A 23,327-nucleotide genomic window follows, 5' to 3' on the forward strand; every position below is an offset into this window, starting at 1 on the left:
GCAGAGGGCTCCGGTTCACGCCGGGGCCCTCGTCGCGTGCGCGCAGTACAGTGGAGGGAACCCTTTTGGAGGTCCCCTCATGAGCGATCGCGACATGATCAGCACCGGCGAGTTCGTGGTCTACCCGCACGAGGGCCCCGCGGAGGTCATCGAGACCGTGCAGGTGGTCGCCGAGGACCCGACCGGCGGCGACTTCGCGCTGGCCGAGGACGGCCCGGAGTCCGAACAGGGGTGAGCGCGTTTGCCGGGCCCGCTACGATCGGGCCATGGCGTACGCCCCTGACTTCGCGGTCCTGCTGACTCCCGGCGCGGTGTTCGACGCCGGGTGGAACGACGGGACGACCGGCGGCATCGTGCCGATGGAGATCGGCTCGGCGGTGCTGCCGACGGGCCGCATCGTCGGCTGCGACCCCCTCGTGTTCCCCGAGAACGCCCCGTACCTCGTTGCGGTGGAACCGGGTTCGTATCCGCTGATCGCGTGGGTGGCGGTGTTCTCGCGCGAGGGCAAGGAGACCGACCGGCGCAACGCCGCGCTGGAGCTGCGGGTGAGCGGGGCGCCGACGGTGGTGTGGGAGATGGCGCTGACGAGCGCGGACGCCGATGTGGCGGGATTGAGCGAGGACGGGTTCTTCGGGTACGGCGTCGACGCCGGGTGCGGGGCCCTCGCCGACGAGGCGGCGGTGCGGCCGCTGAAGGACTGGGACTTCGAGCGGACCGAGGACGAGCTCATCGGCGAGATGGACTGGGAGGGCCCGGTGACGGGCCTGGCCGCGGCGGTGACCGATCCGGCGACGGGCGCGAACGTGGTCCTGGTCGGCTCGGGCTTCGGCGACGGCGCGTACCCGACGTTCATCGGCCGCGACGCCGACGGGGCGGTGACGCGGTTCGTCACCGACTTCCTGGTCCTGCCGGATTAGGCGTCGCGGCGGCCCGGAGGCCGCCGCGACCCGTGTTGCTAGGCGCCGAGGCGGTGCAAGGCCACGGCTTCGGCGGTCTCCTCCTCGATGAGGTCGTAATTGATGAGCGCCCCGGCCTGGGCGCCCGCGACGGCGGCGGGGCCGACCTGGGCCATGAGGTCGGTGACGTTCCCCGCGGCCCACACCCCGTCGACCGCGGTGCGGCCCATGGGATCGGCGGGAACGTGCTGCCCGGCGCCCGAGGGGTGCTCGACCGGCTCCAGCCCCAGCGCCGCGAGGAACCCGGCGCGGGCCTCCATGCGAGTGGCGACCGCGTACGCCTGGCGTTCGATGAGCGTCCCGTCCTGCATGCGCGCGCCTTCGGGCTCGATCGCGGCGATCTCGCCTTCGACGATGCGCACGCCGCGGGCGGTGAACCGCTCGCGCTCCTCGGCGGTCAGCTCGGGCGCGGTGTGGGTGAAGAACACGAGGTCGTCGGTCCACTGGCGGAACAGGGTCGCCTGGTGGACGGCGTTCGGGCCGGTGCCGATGACGCCGATGGCCTGGTCGCGGTGCTCCCAGCCGTGGCAGTACGGGCAGTGCATGACGTCCTTGCCCCAGCGCTCGGCCAATCCGGGGATGTCGGGGAGCGCGTCGGTGAGGCCGGTGGCGACGAGGAGCCGCCGGGCGGCGACCTCGCGGCCGTCCTCCAGCGCGACGGTGAACCCGTCGTCGCCCTTGTCCGCCTTCGCAACGCGCCCGTCCACCACATGGCCGCCGTAGCCGCGGACCTCCTCGCGCCCTGTCGCGAGCAGCTCGCCGGGGGGCGTGCCCTCGCGGCCGAGCAGGCCTTGGACGCCGTCGGCGGGGGCGTTGCGCGGCTCGCCCGCGTCGATCACGGCCACGGTGCGGCGGGCGCGCGCGAGCACGAGCGCTCCGTTCAGCCCGGCGGCGCCGCCGCCGATCACCACGACGTCGTACCGGTCCCTCAGTTCATCGGTCACTTCGACCACCTCCTGCGGGAACGGTAGAACAGCCCTCGCGAAACCGGCAAACATTCTTGCCGGTATGGCAAACTCGGAGGCATGGATCCGGACCAGAGTCTCGACAAGGCCCTCGACGCGGTCGGCCCGCGCCTGCGCGCCCTCCGCAAGCAGCGCGAGGCCACCCTCGCCGACCTCGCCGAGCAGACGGGCATCTCGGTGAGCACGCTCTCGCGCCTTGAATCCGGGGCGCGGCGGCCCACCCTGGAACTGCTGCTGCCCTTGGCGAAAGCCCACGGCGTCACCCTCGACGAACTCGTCGACGCCCCGCCGACGGGCGACCCGCGCATCCACCTGCGCCCGGTCGTGCGCCACGGCATGGTCCACCTGCCGCTGACCCGCCGCCCCGGCGGCATCCAGGCGTACAAGCTCATCATCCCCGCCGGGTCGCCGAGCGAGCCGGACCCGCAGGTCCACGAGGGGTACGAGTGGATGTACGTCCTCAACGGGCGGCTGCGGGTGGTCCTGGGCGAGCACGACTTCGTGATGAAGCCCGGCGAGGCCGCCGAGTTCGACACGCGCACGCCGCACTGGTTCGGCCGCGCGGGGGAGGAGTCGGTTGAGTTCCTGAGCCTCTTCGGCTCCCAGGGCGAGCGGGCCCACCTGCGCGCCAAGCCCAAGGGCCGGACCGATCCGAGCGGCTAGTCCAGGAAGCCGAGCACGTGCGCGAGGCCCCGCTCACCGGTGCGGGCCTCGCCCGGCAGGATGAACGCCCGCAGCCCCGACGCGGCCGCGCCGCCGTCCTTCGCCGGGTTGTCCCCGACCATGAGCGCCGCCCGCGGGTCCACCCCGAGCCGCTCGCATGCGGCCCGGAACAGCACCGGGTCGGGCTTCTCGGTCCCGAACTGGTACGACACGATCCGCACGTCCACCAGGTCTTCGAGCCCGAAGTGCTCCATGTGGACGCCCACGTCCCACGGGAAGTCCGAGACGATCCCGGTCTTGATCCCGCGCCGCCGCAGCTCCCGCAGCAGCGGCTCGGTGTCCGGGTACGGCACCCACGCGTCGGGCGCGGCGATCAGCTCGTACGCCGTCGCCTCGATTCCCTGTAGGTAGTCGACCCGCTCGAACCACGCGAACAGCGCCGCCCGGTGCTGCCCGGCCGACTCGTCCCGCCCGACCTGCGCCGCCGCCACCTCGGGAATCCGGTACGCCTCGTACAGCTGCGCCGCGGTCTTCTCGACCGTCGCCGCGTCGATCGGCTTCCCGGCCGCCTCGGCGACCCGCCGCAGCCACGTCGGGATGTCGATGAGCTTGAAGATCGTGTTGCTGAAGTCGAACAGCACCGCCTCGATCGGCGGCACCGGCCCGGCCTGCTCGGCCTCGGTCGGCCGGTACGCGGCGGCGGAGTCGAAGAGGTTGTAGATCACGGGCGGCCTTCCGTTCGCGCGGGCATCACCCGCAACCGTAACCGCCCCGAACCGCCCGAACCCACCCCCACGCCCCACCTCACACAACCGTCCCCGTACATTCGCGGCCCGTTCACCCGCGACGGCGGCGGCGCATGCGCCGGAATCTGGCCGCCGCGGCGGCCTTGAGCGAGCCGTCGTCGACCAGGTACAGCCGGGACAAGGCCCCGGCGGCGAAGAACAGCAATGACAGGGGCGCGAACGCCAGGCCACCGGCCAGGCTCGGGTCGCCGAAATCGGGGTCGACCCGGCCGAGTGGATCGAAGACCACGATGCGGACCTCGCTGAGCCGGAGGGCCTCCTCGCGGTCGGTTGTCAGCGTGGGCGAATCCCAGCCGACGCACCTGAACTCGTGGGCGGACCTCGGCAAATCGCCTTCATCGGTCTCCGCGACGTAGTCCGTCCGATGCGCCACGGTGCACTCGACGTCGACCCCGTGGTGTACGAGTGCGAACTGATTGAACGCCGAGATCTGCACGGTGGCGGCCGCGACGATCGTGGCGGGAAACACCATGGCGGCCTTCCAGTTCCGGCGGGCGCGGCCCCGGAAGCACAGGACGACCCCGGCGACCGCGGGCGCCGCGACGACGGCGACGCCGAGGATCTCGCCCCACAGCGGGAGTGGTTCGGCGCTGAACAGGTCGAGCCAGAGGAAGGCGCACATCACCGCGACGGCGAAGAGCGGCAACAGGACCGCGATCGCGACTTCGCGACGGACATTGAACGGGGCGGTATCCGGGTCGGTGCGAGGGGTTCGGGGCATGCGGCAATGATGCCGGTCCCGGGTCCCCGCGAGCTGATCGGGGACCCGGGGCCGGAGTCTCTTATGCCTCGAAGGCGCTGGAGAAGGAGGTGTCGAACTGGTCGGCGGCGTCGAGGGGGTCGATGATGCCCAGGGCGGCGTAGCCGTCGGACTGGTCCTGCTGGGAGGCGATGATCGCGTCGGTGACCGGGCCGAGGGTGACGGGGGCGCGGGTCTCGGTGGCGGTGACGACGTCGAGGGGGAGGCCGGTGAGGGCGGCGTACTGCTCGGTCCAGGCGTCGAGGTTCGCGTAGCGCCACTGCTGAGCCCGGCCGTAGCGGTCGATGTAGTCGGCGAGGGCGTCGGTGTAGGCCGCGTCCTCGATGATCTCGGTGCGCGCCGAGAGCAGGCCGATGCTCGGGAAGTAGTCGGCGCCCGTGGCGACCAGGGTCGCCCCGGCGAGCTCGGCCTGGGACCAGTAGATGCCGAGGGTCGCGACCGCGTCGACTTCGCCGTTCGCGAGCGCGGTGTTCGCGTCGACGACCGGCAGGTTCGCGGTCTCGACGTCGTCGAGCGTCAGGCCGACGGATTCGAGGGCCTTCACCACGTGGTACTGCGTGATCGTGCCCTCCTGGAAGGACACCTTGCGGCTCTTGAGGTCCGCTACGGTCGAAATGCCGGTGCCGGCACCTGCGAGGATCGCGTTGAAGGACGTCGCCGGGTCGTCCACGGTGGTCGCGGCGACGGCCTTGAGCGGGACGCCGTTCGCGGCCGCGAAGATCAGCGGCGTGTCGGCGGTGAAGCCGACGTCGACGGCGCCCGCGCCCGCGGCCTCGATGTACTCCGGCCCGGCGTTGACGAACTGCTTCCACTCGATCGCATACGGCAGATCGGCGTCGAGGCCCGCGGCCTTGAACAGCTCCTGCGTGACCGGGGCGGCGCCGAGCTCGCCGACCCGCAGCGTGACGCCGGAGCCGTCGTCGTCGGAGCACGCGGCCAGGCCGAGCGCGGCGAGCGGTGCGGCGGCAGCGGCGCCGAGGATCGTTCTGCGGGTGGTCATCTCAAATGCCTTTCAGGGGGATGGGGGATCGGGCTAGTCGGCGGCGAGTTCAGCCTCTCGCTGGATCGCCTTGATCTCCTCGGGGCCGAACGCGAGCGGCCCCGGGGTGTAGGTGACGGCGGTGAGCTCGCCGTTGAACGGGAACAGGCCGCGCCGCTCGCGCAGGTCCCACAGGACCGGGCCGCGGGCGTCGCGCCCGACCGAGATCCCGGTCCACGGGGCCATGCCGACGAGCTGGAACCGGCCCGGCAGGTCCGCCACCGGCACCGGCTCGCGCACCCCGTCGCCGACGGCGAGCGTGAAGTCCCAGCGCAGCCGCGGCGTCGCGGCCGCGGTCAGGCGGATCAGGCGCGTCCCGGCGGGGATCTCGGCGCCGACGACCGCGGTGCGCCCGAACTGGTTGTACCCGAAGTGGACGCGCCCGTCCTCGACGTAGAGCACGTACCCGCCCAGCGGGTCGCCGTGCGCGACGAGCACGCCGTCGCCGCCGTCCCCGTCCAGCTCCGCGTCCACGGTGAAGGACCGGTACTGGATCAGCTGCGCCGACCGGAACCGCTCCAGGACCGGCGTGCCCGGCAGGATCCGCACCGGATCGGCAAGGTGCGCATGGGAAGGTCGCCGCGACCGCGGCCCGCCGAACCCCTGCCCGAGCGGGAACACCGTGTTGCGCCACGCCGCGGCCTCCCATGCCTCCGCCAGCTCCCGCACCAGGTCCGGGTGCTCGCCGGCGACGTTGCGGATCTCCGTCGGGTCCGCGGCGACGTCGTACAGCTCCCACTCGTTGTCGTCGAACGGCGTCCCCGCCTGGTGCAGGGTGACGAGCTTCCAGCCGTCCCGGTAGTAGCCGCGGTGCCCGCCGAACTCGGCGTACTGCTCGGTGTGCGGGCTCGCCAGCTCGCCCTTGCGCAGCACCTCGGCCAGGCTCACCCCGTCCCGGTCCTGCGCCTCGCGCCCCGCCCGGTGCGACGGCGCCTCCAGCCCCGCCAGCTCCAGCAGGGTCGGGAACAGGTCGGTGACGTACCCGTACTGGTGCCGCACCCCGTCGTCGCCCTCGGCGCGGGCGAGCCCGGCCGGCCACGACACGATGAGCGGCACCCGCACCCCGCCCGCGAACGTCTGCCCCTTGTAGAACCGGAACGGCGTGTTCGACGCCTGCGCCCAGCCCCGCGGATAGTGCACGCCGAGCTTCGCCGAGCCGATGAGCTCCGGGTCGTGCGGCACGTCGCGCTCCCAGTCCGCGGGCACCGGGTGGTGCACGAACTGCGAGAAGTACGTGCGGGTCCCGACCGGGCCGCCCTCGGCGGTCCCGCCGTTGTCGGAGGTGAACACCACGATCGTGTTGTCCAGCTCCCCGAGCGCCTCCACGGTGTCGAGGATCCGGCCCACCGACTGGTCGACCGAGTCGACCATCGCCGCGTACACCTCCATGTAGCGCGCGTACCGGTCCCGCTCCTCCTCGCCCAGCGAGTCCCACGCGGGCACGTCGAACCCGGGCACGGTGTTCTCCGCGGCCTCCGTCCCCTCCGGGAACAGGCCGTCGGCGAGCTGCTTCGCGAAGCGCGCCTTGCGCACCGCGTCCCACCCGTGCCCGTACCTCCCGCGGTACTTCGCGATGTCGTCGGCCTTCGCCTGGTGCGGGCCGTGCATCGCCACGTGCGCGAAGTACAGGAAGAACGGCTTCGACCCGTCGTGCGCGCGCAGGTCCTTGATGAGCGACACGGCCCGGTCGGTCAGGTCGTCGGTCAGGTAGTACCCGTCCGGGTACTCCTCCACCGCGGACGCGTCGTTGTCCACCGTGAGCTGGTTGGGGTGGAAGAACGAGTTCAGCCCCTCCAGGGACCCGTAGTAGCGGTCGAAGCCGCGCTGGAGCGGCCAGGAGTCCTTGGTGCGCCCCGGCGCGAGGTTCGCGTCCCGCGCCAGGTGCCACTTGCCGATCGCGTACGTCGCGTACCCGTTGGCGCGCAGCGCCTCCGGCAGGCTCAGCACGTCGTCGGCCAGCTCCAGGCGCAGCCCCGGGAAGCCCGGGTCGGAGTTCGCGACGGACCCGTACCCGGCCCGGTGCGGGTTCAGGCCGGTCAGCAGCGCCGCTCGGGCGGGGGAGCACACCGGCGTCGTGTGGTAGTTCGACAACCGCACCCCCGTGGCCGCGAGCCGGTCGAGGTTCGGCGTGTCGATCTCGGACCCGAACGGCCCGATGTCGCTGTAGCCCATGTCGTCCAGCAGCACCACGATGATGTTCGGGGCGCCCTCGGGCGCCGTCGCCTCCTCGGGCCACCACGGCGTCGACTCGGCCGCGGTGCGCCCGATCTCGCCGCCGAAGCCCTCGTAGCCGCGGGCGTGCTCGGGGATGGTCATGATGTCTTCTCCTGTCAGCGTTCGGATTCGGCGACGCCCAGCTCCGCGAGGAGCCGGTCGCGCAGGTCGGCGAACTCCCGGGAGCGCCGCGGCGCCGTCTCGGGCAGCTCCACGCGCGCGTCGAGCGAGATGCGGCCCTCGGTGAGCACCAGGACCCGGTCGGCGAGCGCGATCGCCTCCTCGACGTCGTGCGTCACCAGCAGCACCGACGGCCGGTGGACGGCCCACAGGCGCCGCAGCAGCGCGTGCATCTTCAAGCGCGTCAACGCGTCCAGGGCCCCGAACGGCTCGTCGAGGAGCAGCAGCTCCGGTTCGCGCACCAGGGCCCGCGCGAGCGCCGCGCGCTGGCCCTCCCCGCCCGAGAGCGTGTGCGGCCACGCCTTCGCCTTGTCCGCCAGGCCGACCTCCTCAAGGACCGCCAGCCCCTGCGCCCGCGCGGCCTTGCCGCGGCGGCCGAGCACCACGTTGTCGAGGACCCGCTTCCACGGCAGGAGCCGGGCGTCCTGGAAGGCCACGGCCCGCCGCGCGGGCACCGCGACCTCACCGCCGTACTCGGTGTCGAGCCCGGCGAGGACGCGCAGGAGCGTCGACTTGCCCGAGCCCGAGCGGCCCAGCAGCGCCGTGAACTCGCCGGGGGCGATGTCCAGGTCCACGCCCTGGAGCACGTGCTGCGCCCCGAAGGACTTGTCGAGCGCCCTGACCGCGACGGCGGCCGGGGCCGCTACCGCGCGTTGAAGGTCCGTCGCCACGGCAGGACCCTCCCTTCGGTGAAGCGGACGAGCCGGTCCGAGACCAGCCCGAGGAGGCCGTAGACGACCAGGCCGACGACGATGACGTCGGTCTGGGCGAAGCTGCGCGCCTGGGTCATGAGGAAGCCGATGCCGCTGGTGGCGTTGATCTGCTCGGACACCACCAGGACCAGCCACGAGATCGCGGTCGCGAACCGCAGGCCGGTGAAGAACCCCGGCAGCGCCCCCGGCAGGATCACGTGGCGCACCAGGCCGATCCGGCCCAGTTCGGCGGTGCGCGCGAGCTCGGCGAAGCGCGGGTCCAGGCCGCGGATCGCCGCGTGCGTGTTCACGTACACCGGGAACGCGGTCGCGAACACCACCAGGAAGACCTTGACCTCCTCGCCGATGCCGAACCACACGATCGCCAAGGGCACCAGCGCGAGCGCGGGGATCGCGCGCAGGATCTGCATGGGCCCGTCGATGAGGTCCTCGCCGAAGCGGAACAGGCCCGCGACCACGGCCAGCGCCGCGCCGATCGCCACGCCGAGGGCGAGGCCGGTCGCCGCCCGGCCGAGGGACACCAGCAGGTGCTCCTGCAGGCGCCCGGTCTCGACCAGGTCGGCGCCGGCGGCGATCACCGTCGAGGGCGCGGCGAGGGTCTGCTCGGGGATGAGCCCGGTCGCGGAGCCGATCTGCCACAGCGCCACCAGCACGACCGGCCCGATGAGGACGCGGAGCCGGTCCAGGCGCAGGCGGGCCAGGGCGGCCCTGATATCCATCTGTCCGATGGATTTGATGGGAATTGAAGTCATCGTGTGCCCCAAGGGATCGATCCCCCGGAGGACGCAGGTGCGGAGCGCCCTCCGGGGGAGGTCTCGGTCATTCCTGGTCCAGGCCCCAGGACCGGCGGATCTTGTTGTCGGCGGCCCGGAACAGCGTGTCCACGATGATGCCGATGACCAGGACCGTGACGATCCACGTCAGCACCCGCGGCGCGTCGTTGAACTCCCGCGCGCCCTGCATGAGCGCGCCGATCGAGCCCTGCCCGGCCACGATCACCAGGAGCTCCCCGGCCATGAGCGAGCGCCACGCGAACGCCCACCCCTGCTTCAGGCCCGACACGAACGACGGCAGCGTCGCGGGCATGATCACGTGCCGGTACAGCTGGAAGCCGCGCATGCCCAGCACCGCCCCGACCCGCTTCCACGCGGGCGGCACGTAGTCGATCCCCGAGATGATCCCGTTCGCGATCGACGGCACCGCCCCGAGGATCACCACGAACATGATCGTCGACTCCGAGATCTGGAACAGCAGGATCGCCAGCGGGAACCAGATGATCGACGGCATCGTCTGGAGGCCCGTGATCGCCGACCCGATGGCCGCGCGCAGCGGCTTGAACCGCGCCACCGCGATCCCCAGGAGCGACCCGACCGCCACCGACAGCGCGAACCCGGTCAGCGCCCGCTGCATGGTGATCCCGATGGCCGTCCAGTAGTCCGGCGTCGGCACGTACGCCGCCAGCTCCTCCCACACCATCAGAGGCGACGGGAGCGCCCACGGGTCCTTCCAGCCCGACAGGAACAGGATCTGCCAGAACCCGATGACGATGACCAGCGCGAGCGCCTTCGGCCACGTCCCGGCCCACAGGCGCGAGGCGAAGCGGCCCCACCTGGTCTCGGTGATCGGGGTCTTCTCCAGCTCGTCGAGGCCCGACGCCCAGTCGCGCGAGGTGTCCTCCACCTTCGACTTCACGGTCTCAGTTGGCATGGCGCGACACCTCCTCGCGGAGCGCGTCGGTGATCTCGGCGGCCAGCGCCGCCACCGGAGCGGAGTCGATGCGCCGCGGCCGGTCCAGCTCCACGTCGTACACGTTGAGCACCCGGCCGGGCCGCGAGGACAGCAGCACCACCTGGTCGCCCAGGCGCACGGCCTCGCGCACGTTGTGCGTCACGAACAGCACCGTGAGGCCCTGCTCGCGCCAGATCCGCTCCAGCTCGTCGTGGAGGAGGTCGCGGGTCATGGCGTCGAGCGCGCCGAACGGCTCGTCCATGAGCAGCACCGACGCGTCCTGCGCGAGGGCCCGCGCGAGCGCGACGCGCTGGCGCATGCCGCCGGACAGCTCGTGGGGTCGCTTGTGCGCGAACCCGGTGAGCCGCACGGTCTCCAGCAGTTCCAGGGCGCGGCGGCGTCGTTCAGCCCGACCGACGCCGCGCACGCGCATGGCGATCTCGACGTTGCCCTGGACGGTGAGCCAGGGGAAGAGCGCCGATTCCTGGAACATCATGGCGACCGGCTGGTCGACGTGGTCGATCGAGCCGCCGGAGAGGTCGTCGAGTCCGGCGACGAGCGAGAGCAGGGTGCTCTTGCCGCAGCCGGAGGCGCCGAGCAGGCAGGTGAAGCTGCCGGGCTCGACGCTGAGGGAGACGCCGTCGAGGGCGGTGACGGCGCCCGGGCCGCGGCCGTAGCGCTTGACCACGTCGGTCAGCACGACGGCGCCTGCGGCCCGGGCGGTGTCGTCGACCCGCGATGCCGTGCGGGTCTCGGTCATGCCAGGTCACCTGCCGAGACTTCGGCGTCGCCGCGGTCGGCGAGCACCTGGTTGAGGGCGTCGAGGGCGTAGATGCCGGTGAGGTCGACCTCGTCGAGGAGCCCGATCTCGACGGCGTGCTCCTTGCTGCCCTGGAGCGAGGCGGCGATGGGGTCGGCGGTGAAGCTGAGGTTCTCGAAGGCCGCGGCGATGACGGCGTCGTCGAGGCGCTTGTCGGTGAGGGCCTCGATGCGGTCGTTGGACTTGACCTGGGCGTCGTCGGGGTTGGCGGCGATGTAGTCGAGAGCCGCGAGGTGGCCTTCGAGGAACGCCTTGACCAGTGCGGGCTGGGCGTCGAGGAACTTCTTGGAGACGATGATGTGGGTGGTGACGAACTCGCCGCCGTCCCACAGCTCGCGCTCGTTGAGGAACTCGACGGCGCCGTGCTTGAGCAGCAGGTCGGAGTAGCGCGGTTCGACGGCCCAGGCGGCGTCGACGGTGCCGTCGTCGAACGCGGCGGCGACCTCGGAGTTGTCGATGGGGGTGACGGCGACGTCGCCGCCGCCGTTCTCGTCGGTCTCGAAGCCCTGCTCCTTGAGCCAGTAGCGGGCCGCGACGTCCTGGGTGTTGCCCAGCTGCGGGGTGGCGAGGGCCTTGCCGCGCAGGTCCTCGACCGTGGCGATCTCGGGCTTGACGACCAGGCCGGCGCCGCCGGAGGTGGACCCGGCGATGATGTGGAGGGCCTGGCCGCTGGACTGGGCCCAGCCGTTGATGGCCGGGTTCGGTCCGATGTAGGAGATGTCGATGGCGTCGGCGAAGAGCGCCTCGATCGCGGAGGGCCCGGCGTTGAAGACGGTCTCCTCGATCTTCACGGCCTCGGGGAGGGTGTCGGCGAAGACGCCGGCTTCGAGGCCGACGAGGGCGGGGGCGTGGGTGACGTTCCCGAAGTAGCCCAGGCGGATGGTGCCCGAGGCGGTCGAGGCGTCGGCGTCGGCCGCGGCCTCGGAGGAGTCGTCGTCGTTGCCGCCGCAGGCCGCGAGCGCTGTGACGGCGGGCAGGGCGGCGGCGGCCGCGATGACGCTGCGGCGCTTGAGGGGGCGCGGGCTTGCAGAGCTCATGGGGATTGCTTTCTGTATCGTGAAGGACGGTAATCCTAGTAGTCCGATTATTCAGACTAATCTAGTGGGAATTCTAGGGTTGCCTCAAGTGCCGAGGCAACCCCGGTCCCGTCATGTGGGCGGAGCGCACGCGTTCTGGCTCGGCAAACGCCCGCCGTCCCGCGGCCGTTCCGGCCCTTGGGACGGTTCGGCCCGGTATGTCCTAGCGGGCGTGGGCGAGGACGCCGCGCACGGCCGACTCGACCGCGGCGGCGCGCCGCGGGTTCGCCGGGCGCGCGAGCCCGTAGTGGCCGCGCAGGGTCTCCGCCTCGTACTCGGTGCGGAAGCGGCCCTTCGCCTGCAGGATCGGGACGACCTCGTCGACGAACGCCTCCAGCCCCGAGGGCAGGACCGCGGGCATGATGTTGAACCCGTCGGCGGCGCCGTTGTCGGCCCAGTCGAGGATCGCGTCGGCGACCTGCTCGGGCGTCCCGGTGAAGGTCCGGTGCCCCCTCCCGCCGCCGAGGCGCCCGATGAGCTGGCGCACCGTCAGGCGCTCGCGCCGGGCCAGGTCCACGATGAGCGTGAAGCGGCTCTTGGCGCCCTCGATCTCGTCCTCGGTGGGCAGGACCGCGGGCAGCTCCTTGTCGAGGTCCAGTTCGGACGGGTCGAGCTTGAGCTGCTTGGCGAGGTTGCCCAGCGCGTACTCGGGGACGATGAGCCGGTCCAGCTCCTCCTCCAGCAGGCGCGCCTCGGCCTCGGTCGAGCCCAGGACCGGGACGATCCCCGGGAGCACCAGGACCGCGTCGGGGTCCCTCCCGGCGTCCTTGGCGCGGCGCTTGATGTCGGCGTAGAACGCCTGCGCCTCCTCGATGGTCTGCCACGCGGTGAAGATCGCCTCGGCGTGGTTGGCGGCGAACGCCTTCCCGTCCTCGGAGGACCCGGCCTGCACGAGCAGCGGGTGCCCCTGCGGCGACCTGGGCACGTTGAGCGCCCCGGCGACCTGGAAGTGCTCGCCCTCGTGCGCGGCGGGGTACAGCAGCCGGTCGTCGCCCCACAGCCCCGCCTCCTTGTCGGCGAGGACCGCGGCGTCGTCCCATGAGTCCCACAGCTTCTTGGCGACCTGGAGGAACTCCTCGGCCCTGGCGTACCTTGCCGCGTGCGAAGGCAGCTCGTCCAGGTTGAAGTTCCTCGCCGCGTCCAGCGTCGCGGTGGTGACGATGTTCCAGCCGACCCGGCCCCCGGAGATGTGGTCGACCGAGGCGAAGCGCCGCGCGAGGTTGTACGGCTCGTTGTAGGTCGTGGACGCGGTCGCGATGAGCCCGATGTGCGTCGTCAGCGCAGCGATGGCCGCGAGGACCACCGTCGGCTCCAGCGACCCCGAGGGCCGGCGCCCGATGGTGCCCCACAGGGACGGCGAGTCGGCGAAGAAGATCGAGTCGAGCTTCCCGCGCTCGGCGGTCTGCGCGAGCTTCGCGTAGTGCGCGATCGACGTGGTCGAGTACGGGTCGGACTCCGGCAGGCGCCAGGACGCCTCGTGGTGCCCGGTGCTCATCAGGAACGCGTTGAGGTGCAGCGGCTTGCTCATGATTCCTCCTGCTTGATCTCGACGCCCCCGGCCAGGCCGAGCGCGGCGAGCAGTTCGGTGCGGACGGCCGCGAAGCGCGGGTCCGAGGGGTCGCGGGTGCCGTCGAGGTCGATGCGCCGCTCGGTCTTGACCACGCCGTGGTCGAGCACGAGCACGCGGTCGGCGAGGACGATCGCCTCGTCCACGTCGTGCGTCACGAGCAGGACCGCGGGCCGGTGCCGCTCGTACAGGGCCCGCAGCAGCCCGTGCATCTTGATGCGGGTCAGCGCGTCCAGGGCCCCGAAGGGCTCGTCGGCGAGCAGCAGTTCGGGTTCGCGCACCAGGGACCGGGCCAGGGCCACGCGCTGCTGCTCGCCGCCCGAGAGCTCCCGGGGCCAGGCCCGCTCGCGCCCGGCGAGCCCGACCTCCGCGAGCGCGTCCTTGCCGCGCTGCACGGCGCCGGGACCGGTCAGGCCCAGCACGACGTTGCGCAGGACCCGCTGCCACGGGAGCAGCCGGGAGTCCTGGAACACCACCGAGACCTGCTCGGGCACTTCGATGTCGCCGGTCCCGGTCGCGTCCTGGTCGAGCCCGGCGAGGGCCCGCAGGAGCGTCGACTTCCCCGACCCCGACCGGCCGAGCAGGGCCACGAACTCGCCCTGCCCGATCTGGAGGTCCAGTCCGGACAGGACCGGCCGGTCGTCGGTGAAGGACCGGTGCAGGCCGCTGATGCGCACGGCCGCTCCGGTGGTCAGTCCTCCAGTGTGCGGCGCCATGTCAGGGCCCTCCTCTGAATCAGTCGGACGATCGCGTCGGAGGCCAGCCCCAGGAGCGCGTACAGGACCAGGCCGACGATGATGACGTCGGTCTGCCCGTACGTCCCGGCCAGCAGCATCATGTACCCGATGCCGCTGGTGGCGTTGACCTGCTCGACCACCACCAGGGACAGCCACGCCGAGGTCACGGCGAACCGCATGCCCAGCAGGAACCCCGGCAGCGCGCCCGGCAGGACCACGCGGCCGATGAACGCGGCCGGCTTGAGCCGCAGGGTCTCCGCCAGTTCGGCGTAGCGGCCGTCGATGGACCTGAGTCCGTTGTGGGTGTGGATGTAGATCGGGATGAGCACGCCGAGCGCGATCGTGATGATCTTCATGCGCTCGTCGATGCCGAACCACAGCAGCAGGAGCGGCAGCAGCGCGAGGTTCGGGATGGACCGCTTGATCTGCACGGGCCCGTCCACGATCGCCTCGCCCCAGCGGCTGAGCCCGGACACGAGCGCGAGCACGAGTCCGGCGAGGACCCCGAACAGCAGGCCCAGCGCGAACCGCTGCGTGGACACGAGCAGGTCGGGGCCGAGCTTCCCGGACTCCCACCGCTCCCAGGCCGTCGTCACCACGGTCCACGGCGCGGTCAGGACGCGGTCGTCGATCCACCCGGCCGCCGAGCCCCAGGCCCACACGCCCAGCAGCAGGAGCGGTCCGATGAGGAACGCCAGCGGGATCGGCTTGCCCGGCCCGAGGCGGCGCTTGCCGCGGGGCCGCGAGGCCCGCCCGGCGGCCAGCTCCTCGTCGTCGACGGGCGGGACGACCGCCTTCGCCTCGGTCTTCACGGCGGTCATGACGCGCCGCCGTCCCCGTACTCGGCGATGCCCTCGGCCACGAGCGGCTCGAAGCGCCGGTCGTACAGGTCCTCGGCGTCGAGCACCTCGTTGCCGGTGCCCTCGGCCACGATCTCGATGGTCTCCTGGTGGCGGGCGATCGTCTCGTCCCAGTTCTCGGGGAAGTCCGGCTCGCCCTCGCGGTCGTGCAGGTACTCGCCGTCCTCGACCGACAGGCCCTCGTGCTCGACGTACCAGGCGTTGATCCACTCGTCGCGGTTGGCGCGGGTCCAGAGCTTCGCGGCGCCCCACAGGCGCACGTACTCGGCGATCGCGGCGGCCTTGTCGGCGTCCTCCAGGACCTCCACGGGCGCGTACAGCACCCACGGGTCGTCGCGCAGCCCGTGCGGGATCGTCGTCGCCCCGTCCGAGCCGTACTTGTTCACATAGGACTTGACCTGGGTGCCGCCGATCGGCGCCACGTCGACCTCCCCGCCCGCCAGGGCGTTCGAGTAGGTGTCGGCCGTGGACGGCAGCTCCACCAGCTCCACGTCGTCCTGCGTCAGCCCGGCCGCGTCCAGGACCCGCAGGATGAGCGCGCCCTGGGCCTGCCCGGGGGAGTAGGCGATCCGCTTGCCCGCCAGGTCCTCCAGGGACGCCACGTCGACCCCGGGGGCGATCCCGAGGTCGTAGATCGGGTGCTGGAGCGGGTCGATGCGCCCGGCCGCCGCCACGATCTTCGTCGGCAGGCCGGTCCAGTTGGTGTGGATCGGCGGGATGTCGGCCACCGAGGAGATGTCGAGGGACTTGGCGCGGAACGCCTCCGCGGACTTGGGCCCGCCGGAGATGTTCGCCCACTCCACGTCGAAGGTGAGCAGCGACGCCAGCCCCGACAGCTCGAAGGCGACCTGCTGGGACGGGTCGCCGATGACGAGCTTCGTGCCCTCGGGCACGGTGGTCGGCAGGTCGGCGTCGGCGGCGAGCACGGGCCCGCCGTCCTCTTCGGAGCACGCGGTCAGGGCCAGCGCGGCGACGGCGGGAACGCCCGCCAGAAGGGTTCGTCGGGTGGTCTTGGATTGCACGGGAAGGCCTTTCGGAACGAGGTGGAGGTCAGTCGAGGGGAGCGGCGGCGCAGTAGCCGCCCGCGTGGTAGACCAGCGGGTCGTGGTCGCCGCCCGCGGCGGCGTCGACGACCAGGGCCAGGACGATGTGGTGGTCCCCGGCCTCGATGCGGTCGGTGACGACCGCCCGCAGGTGCGCGGGGGCGTCGGCCAGGACCGGCTCGCCGGTCTCCAGGCGCGACCACGCGGTGCCCTGGAACCGGTCGATGCCGCTGGTGGCGAAGCGGGTCGCCACCGCGTGCTGGTCGGCGGCCAGGAAGTTCACCGTCAGGCTCGCGGACTCGCGGACCGCCGGCCACGCCGAGGAGGTGTTCGCGATCGCGAACGACACCAGCGGCGGGTCGAGCGACACCGACGTCAGCGACGTCGCGGTGAACCCGGCCGGGCCGGTGCCGGGGTCGGCGCAGACCACGGTCACCCCGGCGGGGTGGGAGCGGAACAGGGACCGGAACACGCCGGGCTCGACCCCGGCCTGGACCTGGGTGCTCATGCCGCCACCCCCGCGGATTCGCGGCCTGCCGCCGCGGCGAGCGCGGGAAGATTCGCGCCGGTCCAGGCCGCGATGAGCGCGTCGAGGTCGCCGAGCTCCTTCTCCCGCAGCGTGAGCGAGGGCACCGGCAGGCTCGCGCCGAGCTCGGCCAGGACCGGCCGCAGCTGGAGGTCGGCGAGGAACCGGTGCTCGGCCGAGGCCGCGACGGTCACCGGGACCGCCACGGTCCCTTGCAGTGCGCCCGGCGGGAGCTGGTCGAGGAAGAGTTTCAGCAGGCCCGTGTACGAGGCTTTGTAGACGGGCGTGCCCACGACCAGGACCGGCGCGGCCTTGATGCGGTCCAGGGCGTGCTCGAAGCCGTCGTGCGGCGGCTCGATCCCGTCGAGGTAGAGCTCGGCGAGGTCGGTGGAGGCGGTGCGCGGTTCGGTGCCGATCCCGGCCGCGATGGCGGCGGCGAGGGCCTCGGCGGTGGTGAGGGTGCGCGAGAGGCGCTTGGGGTTGCCGACCACGGCGGTCACGGCGAAGCTGTCGGTCACAGTGGAGTCCTTACGGTGGGTAGCGTGCGAGGGCGCCGCCCGGAGGAGGGCGCGCGTGAAGAACCGGGATGGGAGCCGGGAGAAGAAGATTCGAAGAGATGCGCAGTCGGGCGGCGCGGGGCGCGCGGGCCCGACTAGCGCATTCGCGGACGACAGAGGGCGCTGGCGGCGCGCATCTGGTCGATCTCGCGCCGCCGCGTCAGGAGGCTGGCGGACGTCATGCCGACAACACTAACAGTATTCCTATAGAAATACTAGGAGTTCTTAGATCGTGAGACCCCGGTCCTCGTTGTAGCCGGTCCCGGTCCGGTACTCCACGTCGCGGCTGCGGGTGAACCGGTAGCCGACCCCGCGGACGGTCGAGACGAGCGCGTCGAACTCGGCGAGCTTGGCGCGCAGGCGCCGCACGTGGACGTCCACGGTCCGTCCGGGCAGGCCCGTGTCCGGCGTCTCCCAGACGTACTGGAGCAGTTCGGATCTGGTGTGGACCATCCCGGGGTGGCGGGCGAGGAACGCGAGGAGCTCGAACTCCAGTCGGGTCAGCGCGACCTCCTCCCCGTGGATGGTCACCTCGCGGCCCGGGACGTCGATCACGAGCGCGGGCGAGGCGGCCGGGGCCTCGGGGGTCGGCTCGGCCGGAACCGGTTGCGCCCCTTCAATGGCGACGCGGCCGCCGCCCTGCGCGAGGACGCCGAGCGCGGCGGTCAGCCGCCTCGCGAGCCTCGGGTCGTCGGCGGGGATCTCGACGGTGACGGTGATGGTGGCGGTGCCCGAGCGGCGGTGGGCCGGGGGGCGGGTGCGGGTCTGGACGGGAGTCATGGCGGCGCCTTCGTTCGTGCTCGATCGGAGTCCGGGGGAGGGCGGCGCCGCGGGTTCCGCCCGCGGTCAGCGGTGCGGTCCGGCGGCGCGGCCCGGGCGACACAGCGCCGATGCCGAACGCGCGAAGTCGATGTGGCGCCTCTTGGTGGGCCACTGACGCGCGGGCTCGCTGGTGCGGTTCACTCCGACAGCATATCCTATCGATCAAGTAGGATTCAAGTACACGTTCCGGTTTGCCCCAGATCACGAAGGGAGCCGCGCCATGCAGGTCTCCGCACGAGGCGAGTACGCCGTCCGCATCGCCGTCACGCTCGCCACCGGCCATCCGCGGACCATCTCCGCCAGCGCGCTCGCGGCCGCGCAGGCCCTGCCGCGCAAGTTCGCCGAGGTCATCCTCGGCGACCTGCGCCGGGCCCACCTCGTCGACTCGGTCCGCGGCGTCGAGGGCGGCTACCGGCTCGCCCGCGACCCCGGCGACGTCTCGGTGGGGGAGGTGCTGCGCGCGGTCGACGGGCCGCTCTCGGAGGTCCGCGGGCGGCGCCCCGAAGAGACGAGTTACGAAGGGGCCGCGGTGAACCTGCCGCGGCTGTGGGTCGCCGCGCGCGCGGCGGTGCGCTCGGTCTTCGACGAGGTCTCGCTCGCGCAGGCGGCCACAGGGGACTTCCCTGTCCGCATCGCCGAGCTGACCGCGGCCGACGACGCGTGGATGCCGCGCTGACCGCGCTTCCGGTTGCGCGGCAGGGCGGCGGGCCGTACCATGCTTATATCCTATTGTTCCGATAGGAATACTCGGCGCGGGCCCGGCGGCCCGCGGCCTCCACCGAGACCGGGAGGACAGCATGTCCGAAGCCACGCTCCGCGACCGCACCGCCGCGCCCCTCACCGAGGACGACGCCTTCGCCTACGCTGCGGCCCAGGGGTTCGCGGCGAATCCGCCGGGACACGTCGGTGCGGAGGTGGAGTGGCACCTCACCAGCACCGCCGACCGGCGCCGCCGCATCGACGACGAGACCGTCAAGGCGCTCCTGGGCGTGCGGGACGCCCTGCCGCGATGTACCCGGCTCAGCTTCGAGCCCGGCGGCGCCCTCGAACTGAGTACCCGGCCCGCGTCCGTGCGCGAGTGCTTCGGCGACCTCGAAGCCGACCGCGCCCGCATCGCCGCGGCGCTCGCCGATGAGGGCCTCGAACTCCTCGGCCTGGGCCTGGACCCGGTCCGCCTGCCCCGCAGGGTGGTCCGCTCCGCCCGCTACCAGGCGATGGAGGAGCTGTTCGACCAGGACGGGCGCGCCGGGCGGTGGATGATGGCGAACACCGCCTCCGTCCAGGTCTGCCTCGACACCGGCACCGAGGCCGAGATCGCCTCCCGCTGGGCCCTCGCCCACCGCCTCGCCCCGGTCCTGGTCGCCGCGTTCGCGAACTCCCCGCTGCGCCGCGGCGAGCCGAGCCTGTGGCGCTCCACCCGCCAGCACGTGTGGACCGCGATCGACCCGACCCGCTCGCGCCCCGTCCCCGCCGGGGACCCGCGCGAAGCGTGGGCCCGGTACGCCCTCGACGCGCGCGTCATGGCCGTGCGCGGCCCCGGCCGCTGGACCGTCCCCCGCGGCCTCACCTTCCGCGACTGGCTCCGCGCCGCCGACCTGCGCCCGCCCACCCGCGACGACCTCGACTTCCACCTCTCGACGCTGTTCCCGCCCGTGCGCCCCCGCGGCCGCTACCTCGAACTGCGCATGATCGACGCCCAGCCCGGCCCCGACTGGATCGTCCCCGTCGCCGTCGCCGCGGCCCTCCTCGACGACCCCGCCGCGAGCGAGGCCGCCGCCGCGGCCCTCGAACCCCTCTGGGCCGGCGCCGCCTCCGCCGACCTCTACCTCCGCGCCGCCACCGCGGCCCTCCACGACCCCGCCATCGCCGCCGCGGCCCGCGCCTGCTTCGCCGCCGCCCTCGCCGTCCAGACCGACCCGGCCATCGCCGCCGCCGTCGGGGCCTTCACCGACGCCTATGTCGCCCAAGGCCGCACCCGCGCCGACGACCTGGTGCCCGGATCGCGGTGATTCGACCACTGTGGCGCAAGCCTCACCGAAGGCCCGCAGGTCAACGGGGGACCGAGCGCTTCCGGTGCGGCCGCTAGTATTGGGGCGACCTCCTCCCCGCCGCCTCGACTTGGACGCCGCATGCCTGCAACGCCCTCCCCTTTCAACCGCCGGACGCTGCTGCTGGGAGGGGCCCTGGGCCTCGCTGGGGTCGGCGCGGGAGTCGGCATCGCCGCCTACATCTCCGGCCGCGGCGACGACCCGCGCATCACCGGCGTCGAGGGCCCGCTCAACCCGCTCGACTTCGACCAGCTGCGCCTGCGCGCCGCCGAACTGTTCGTCGGCGGCGAGATCCACCCCGACGACCCCGAGTACGCCCCGGCGATCAGCCGCATCAGCTCCGAGTCCGCCGTCCTGTGGGAGACCATGGACCGCACCGAGGGCCGCACCGCCGTCTGGCCCGACCTCAGCCCCGTCTCCTCGGCGTCGAACTTCAACAACTCCTACCGGCAGCTCTACCGCCTCGCCACCGCCTGGGCCACCCCCGGCACCGAGCAGTACGCCAGCGACGAGATCGCCGACGCGATCGTCGACTCCCTCGCCCTGCTCTACGACGGCGGCTACAACGAGCAGGCCGAAGAGGTCGACAACTGGTACTGGTGGGAGATCGGCACCCCCTCGGCACTGCTGAAGACCTGCGTCATCCTCTACGACCGCATCCCCGCCGAGCGGCTCGCGAACTACCTCGCCGCCGTCGGCCGCTGGTGCCCCGACGCCGACATGCGCGTGGTCAACCCGAACATCCACGAGACCGGCGCCAACCGCGCCGACAAGGCCGTCATCGTCGCCCTCCACGGCATCCTCGCCCGCGACGAGGACAAGCTCCGCCGCGCCCGCGACGACCTCTCCGGAACGGTCGACGACGGCCGCCACTCGCTGTTCCAGTACGTCACCGAAGGCGACGGGTTCTACCGCGACGGCTCGCTCATCCAGCACGACGACGTCCCCTACGCCGCCGCCTACGGCACGACCCTCCTGTCCTCCGCGGGCATGGCCGTGTCGCTCCTGGCCGGGTCCGCCGGGGAGGTCGTCGACGACAACGTGCCGGTCCTCTACGACGCCGTCGAGGCGAGCTTCGCGCCGTTCGTCGAGGACGGCCTGTTCATGGACTGCGTGTACGGCCGCGGCGTCTCCCGCCCCGAGCAGCGCGACTACCACAACTCCACCGGATTCATCACGGCCGCAACGCTCCTCGCCGTCGGCGCCCCCGCCGACTACCGCGACCGCTGGCACTCCCTCGTCAAAGGCTGGGTCCAGCGCTCGCAGGAGACCCTCCCGTTCGCCGCCGAGGCCGGCATCCCCGGGATCAGCCGCGTCAAGGCGATCCTCGCCGACGACACGGTCGAGCCCGCCGCCCGCGCCACCTCCACGCACGTGTTCGCCGACATGGACCGCGCCGTCGCCCGCCGCACCGACTGGTCCTGGGCCCTCTCCATGTCCTCGAACCGCGTGGCCGCCTACGAGATGGGCAACTGGGAGAACCTCCGCGGCTGGTACCTCGGCGACGGCATGACCTACCTGTACCTGCCCGGCGACCCCCTCCACTACAGCGACGAGTTCTGGCCCACCGCGAACCCCTACCGGCTCCCCGGCACCACCGTGGACACCCGCGAGCGCGAAGTCACCGCCGACGAGGAGGGCATGGTCAAGCACCTGCCCGAGAACACCGTCGCCGGAGGCGCCGTCCTCGAAGGCACGTACGCGGTCGCCGCGATGGACCTGATCGCCGACGGCTCCACCCTGCGCGCCAAGAAAGCCTGGTTCACCGTCCACGACGCGGTCGTCGCCCTCGGCGCGGGCATCACCGCCTCGGACGGCCGCACCATCGAGACCACCGTGGAGCACCGCAACCTCGGCGAGGACGGCGACGCGCTCCTGTCGGTCAACGGCGACCCGCAGTCGCGCGACGTCGGCTGGTCCGCGAACCTCGACGACGCCCGCTGGATCCACCTCGACGGCGTCGGCGGCTACGTCTTCCCCCAGGGCGCCACCGGTCTGCGCGGCCTGCGCGAATCCCGCGACGGCGCCTGGAACGACATCGAACAGGGCCCCACCACCGGCGGCGGCGACACCACCGTCCACACCCGCCGCTACGCCACCCTCTGGTTCGACCACGGCGTCTCGCCCGTTGACGCCTCCTACGCGTACATCCTGCTGCCCGCTGTGGACGCGCCCGCGACCGCGACCCTCGCCGGAGGCGACCGCATCAGGATCCTCGCCAACACCGCCACCGTCCAGGCCGTCGAGGACACCGAAGCGGGCGTCATCGCCGCGCACTTCTGGGAGGCCGGCGAAGCGGGCGGGATCGCGTGCGACACACCCGTCTCCATCGTGCTCAGCCCCCAGGAGGCCGCCGCCGCGATCGCCGTCGCCGACCCCGGCCGCACCGCAGGCAAAGTCGTCATCGAACTGCCCTTCGCAGCGACGAAGGTCATGGAAGGCGACGGCTTCGAGATCGAGGCCGGCGACCGGGCCCGCCTCACAGTCGACCTCACCGACACCGGCGGCCAGACCCTGACCGCCACCATCGGCTACTGATCGTCGCGCTTGAGATAAGCGCCGACGCCGGGGCGGTACAGCAGCCACAGGGCCAGTGCGGCAACGACGATGAAGACGATCTGGAGCGTCGTCTCGCCCGCGCCGAACCAGGCCGGGAAGTGGTCGCGGAGGTACGCGACGACTTCGGTGTCCGCGTCGTTGGCGCCGGCCTCGGCGAAGACCCAGCCGAGGTCCAGCAGTCCCGGGACCGCCCACAGGGCCACCGCGAGCGGGGCGCTGACGGCGGCGAGGGTCCGCGCGCCCGCGCGGCCCCGGCCGGTGCCGATCGCCGCCGCGAGCAGGAGCGCGAAGCACACCACCGCAGCGGCGATCGCGCCCCAGTACGGCAGGAACCAGCCCAGCGGACTGAGCTGCTCGCACGGTGACGAATCGTCGGGCCAGTTCCCGGTCGGCGACGCGTTGAAGACCGCGTCGCACGCCTCGAACTGCGCGTCCTTGAACGCGCCGTACAGGACCACCCGCACCGCCGCCGCGGCCGCCAGGACCGCGGTCGCGCCCCACAGGAACGCCGTCCCGGCCTCCAGCGCACCGGGTTTCATATCGGCACCGCTCATCTCGGTCTCCTTTCAGGGGGTCCGCCGCCCACTGTAGGAGGAGGAAGCGCGCCCGGGGGACCGCGCCGCGCCACCTGGCACGAACCGACGGCCTACTGCGCCGCTGACCGGCCTACGGCCGACTGCGCCTCCGA

Annotated in this window: 24 protein-coding genes; 6 read left to right on the plus strand and 18 right to left on the minus strand. The window is 72.5% G+C overall.

Annotated features, from left to right (window positions below; translation table 11 throughout):
* Positions 1–79 precede the first annotated feature (79 nt).
* Positions 80–235 carry a hypothetical protein gene (locus B0I28_RS27365; RefSeq protein WP_181245874.1) on the plus strand — a complete coding sequence of 52 codons (156 nt, stop codon included), beginning with the start codon at positions 80–82 and terminating at the stop codon, positions 233–235.
* A gap of 31 nt (positions 236–266) precedes the next feature.
* Entirely contained in the window at positions 267–917 is a 651-nt protein-coding gene (locus B0I28_RS19930) for a DUF4241 domain-containing protein (RefSeq protein WP_106365604.1), read from the plus strand.
* A gap of 38 nt (positions 918–955) precedes the next feature.
* Here the strand turns inward: B0I28_RS19930 and B0I28_RS19935 are convergent, their stop codons facing one another.
* Positions 956–1,900 (minus strand): NAD(P)/FAD-dependent oxidoreductase, encoded by a 945-nt coding sequence (locus B0I28_RS19935; RefSeq protein WP_245889049.1) that lies wholly within the window; start codon positions 1,898–1,900, stop codon positions 956–958.
* Between the two features lie 81 nt (positions 1,901–1,981).
* On the opposite strand from B0I28_RS19935, the gene B0I28_RS19940 reads away from it, so the two are divergent.
* Positions 1,982–2,584, plus strand: coding sequence for a helix-turn-helix domain-containing protein (locus B0I28_RS19940; protein ID WP_106365605.1), 603 nt, complete (start codon positions 1,982–1,984; stop codon positions 2,582–2,584).
* Here B0I28_RS19940 and B0I28_RS19945 read toward each other — a convergent pair.
* From B0I28_RS19945 to B0I28_RS28320, 16 genes are all read right to left on the minus strand, one after another.
* The gene (locus tag B0I28_RS19945) at positions 2,581–3,309 is read right to left on the minus strand and encodes an HAD family hydrolase (protein WP_106365606.1); all 729 of its coding nucleotides are present in this window, start codon (positions 3,307–3,309) and stop codon (positions 2,581–2,583) included. The genes B0I28_RS19940 and B0I28_RS19945 overlap by 4 nt on opposite strands.
* A 112-nt stretch (positions 3,310–3,421) precedes the next feature.
* A complete protein-coding gene (locus B0I28_RS19950) occupies positions 3,422–4,111 on the minus strand; it encodes a hypothetical protein (RefSeq protein WP_146148173.1) in 690 nt (229 codons plus the stop codon).
* 61 nt (positions 4,112–4,172) lie between these two features.
* Complete coding sequence (locus B0I28_RS19955) at positions 4,173–5,150, minus strand: ABC transporter substrate-binding protein (RefSeq protein WP_106365608.1); 978 nt, start codon at positions 5,148–5,150, stop codon at positions 4,173–4,175.
* A gap of 33 nt (positions 5,151–5,183) precedes the next feature.
* The gene (locus B0I28_RS19960; RefSeq protein WP_106365609.1) at positions 5,184–7,505 is read right to left on the minus strand and encodes an arylsulfatase; all 2,322 of its coding nucleotides are present in this window, start codon (positions 7,503–7,505) and stop codon (positions 5,184–5,186) included.
* A 14-nt stretch (positions 7,506–7,519) separates the two neighbouring features.
* Positions 7,520–8,254, minus strand: coding sequence for an ABC transporter ATP-binding protein (locus tag B0I28_RS19965; RefSeq protein ID WP_106365610.1), 735 nt, complete (start codon positions 8,252–8,254; stop codon positions 7,520–7,522).
* A complete protein-coding gene (locus B0I28_RS19970; protein WP_219926879.1) occupies positions 8,227–9,015 on the minus strand; it encodes an ABC transporter permease in 789 nt (262 codons plus the stop codon). Before B0I28_RS19970 ends, B0I28_RS19965 begins: the two co-directional genes overlap by 28 nt.
* 100 nt (positions 9,016–9,115) lie before the next feature.
* Complete coding sequence (locus B0I28_RS19975; RefSeq protein ID WP_106365612.1) at positions 9,116–10,003, minus strand: ABC transporter permease; 888 nt, start codon at positions 10,001–10,003, stop codon at positions 9,116–9,118.
* Positions 9,993–10,784 carry an ABC transporter ATP-binding protein gene (locus B0I28_RS19980; protein WP_106365613.1) on the minus strand — a complete coding sequence of 264 codons (792 nt, stop codon included), beginning with the start codon at positions 10,782–10,784 and terminating at the stop codon, positions 9,993–9,995. The genes B0I28_RS19975 and B0I28_RS19980 overlap by 11 nt, the downstream gene beginning before the upstream one ends.
* Complete coding sequence (locus tag B0I28_RS19985; RefSeq protein ID WP_106365614.1) at positions 10,781–11,881, minus strand: ABC transporter substrate-binding protein; 1,101 nt, start codon at positions 11,879–11,881, stop codon at positions 10,781–10,783. The genes B0I28_RS19980 and B0I28_RS19985 overlap by 4 nt, the downstream gene beginning before the upstream one ends.
* A 202-nt stretch (positions 11,882–12,083) precedes the next feature.
* Positions 12,084–13,448, minus strand: a complete 1,365-nt coding sequence (locus tag B0I28_RS19990; protein WP_106365615.1) for an LLM class flavin-dependent oxidoreductase — start codon at positions 13,446–13,448, stop codon at positions 12,084–12,086.
* Positions 13,445–14,203, minus strand: a complete 759-nt coding sequence (locus B0I28_RS19995) for an ABC transporter ATP-binding protein (RefSeq protein ID WP_106365616.1) — start codon at positions 14,201–14,203, stop codon at positions 13,445–13,447. The genes B0I28_RS19990 and B0I28_RS19995 overlap by 4 nt, the downstream gene beginning before the upstream one ends.
* Positions 14,179–15,045 carry an ABC transporter permease gene (locus tag B0I28_RS20000; RefSeq protein ID WP_106365617.1) on the minus strand — a complete coding sequence of 289 codons (867 nt, stop codon included), beginning with the start codon at positions 15,043–15,045 and terminating at the stop codon, positions 14,179–14,181. The genes B0I28_RS19995 and B0I28_RS20000 overlap by 25 nt, the downstream gene beginning before the upstream one ends.
* On the minus strand, positions 15,042–16,106 hold the full coding sequence (locus tag B0I28_RS20005) for an ABC transporter substrate-binding protein (protein WP_106365618.1): 1,065 nt from the start codon (positions 16,104–16,106) through the stop codon (positions 15,042–15,044). The genes B0I28_RS20000 and B0I28_RS20005 overlap by 4 nt, the downstream gene beginning before the upstream one ends.
* A 28-nt stretch (positions 16,107–16,134) precedes the next feature.
* A complete protein-coding gene (locus B0I28_RS20010; protein WP_106365619.1) occupies positions 16,135–16,635 on the minus strand; it encodes a flavin reductase family protein in 501 nt (166 codons plus the stop codon).
* A complete protein-coding gene (locus B0I28_RS20015) occupies positions 16,632–17,171 on the minus strand; it encodes an NADPH-dependent FMN reductase (RefSeq protein WP_181245876.1) in 540 nt (179 codons plus the stop codon). The genes B0I28_RS20010 and B0I28_RS20015 overlap by 4 nt, the downstream gene beginning before the upstream one ends.
* 264 nt (positions 17,172–17,435) lie before the next feature.
* Positions 17,436–17,990: a winged helix-turn-helix domain-containing protein gene (locus tag B0I28_RS28320; RefSeq protein WP_106365621.1), complete on the minus strand. Its 555-nt coding sequence runs from the start codon at positions 17,988–17,990 to the stop codon at positions 17,436–17,438.
* 262 nt (positions 17,991–18,252) lie between these two features.
* Between B0I28_RS28320 and B0I28_RS20025 the strand changes: the two genes are divergently transcribed.
* The 3 genes from B0I28_RS20025 to B0I28_RS20035 all read left to right on the plus strand — a co-directional run bounded on the left by B0I28_RS20025 (position 18,253) and on the right by B0I28_RS20035 (position 22,618).
* Positions 18,253–18,708, plus strand: coding sequence for an RrF2 family transcriptional regulator (locus B0I28_RS20025; protein ID WP_106365622.1), 456 nt, complete (start codon positions 18,253–18,255; stop codon positions 18,706–18,708).
* Positions 18,709–18,829: 121 nt separating this feature from the next.
* Positions 18,830–20,041: a glutamate-cysteine ligase family protein gene (locus B0I28_RS20030; protein ID WP_106365623.1), complete on the plus strand. Its 1,212-nt coding sequence runs from the start codon at positions 18,830–18,832 to the stop codon at positions 20,039–20,041.
* A gap of 120 nt (positions 20,042–20,161) precedes the next feature.
* Positions 20,162–22,618 carry a polysaccharide lyase 8 family protein gene (locus B0I28_RS20035; RefSeq protein ID WP_106365624.1) on the plus strand — a complete coding sequence of 819 codons (2,457 nt, stop codon included), beginning with the start codon at positions 20,162–20,164 and terminating at the stop codon, positions 22,616–22,618.
* Here the strand turns inward: B0I28_RS20035 and B0I28_RS20040 are convergent.
* Complete coding sequence (locus B0I28_RS20040; protein WP_146148174.1) at positions 22,612–23,193, minus strand: hypothetical protein; 582 nt, start codon at positions 23,191–23,193, stop codon at positions 22,612–22,614. The genes B0I28_RS20035 and B0I28_RS20040 overlap by 7 nt on opposite strands.
* Positions 23,194–23,327 lie beyond the last annotated feature (134 nt).

The sequence above is a fragment of the Glycomyces artemisiae genome, from assembly GCF_003002955.1.
Classification (GTDB): Bacteria; Actinomycetota; Actinomycetes; order Mycobacteriales; family Micromonosporaceae; genus Glycomyces; species Glycomyces artemisiae.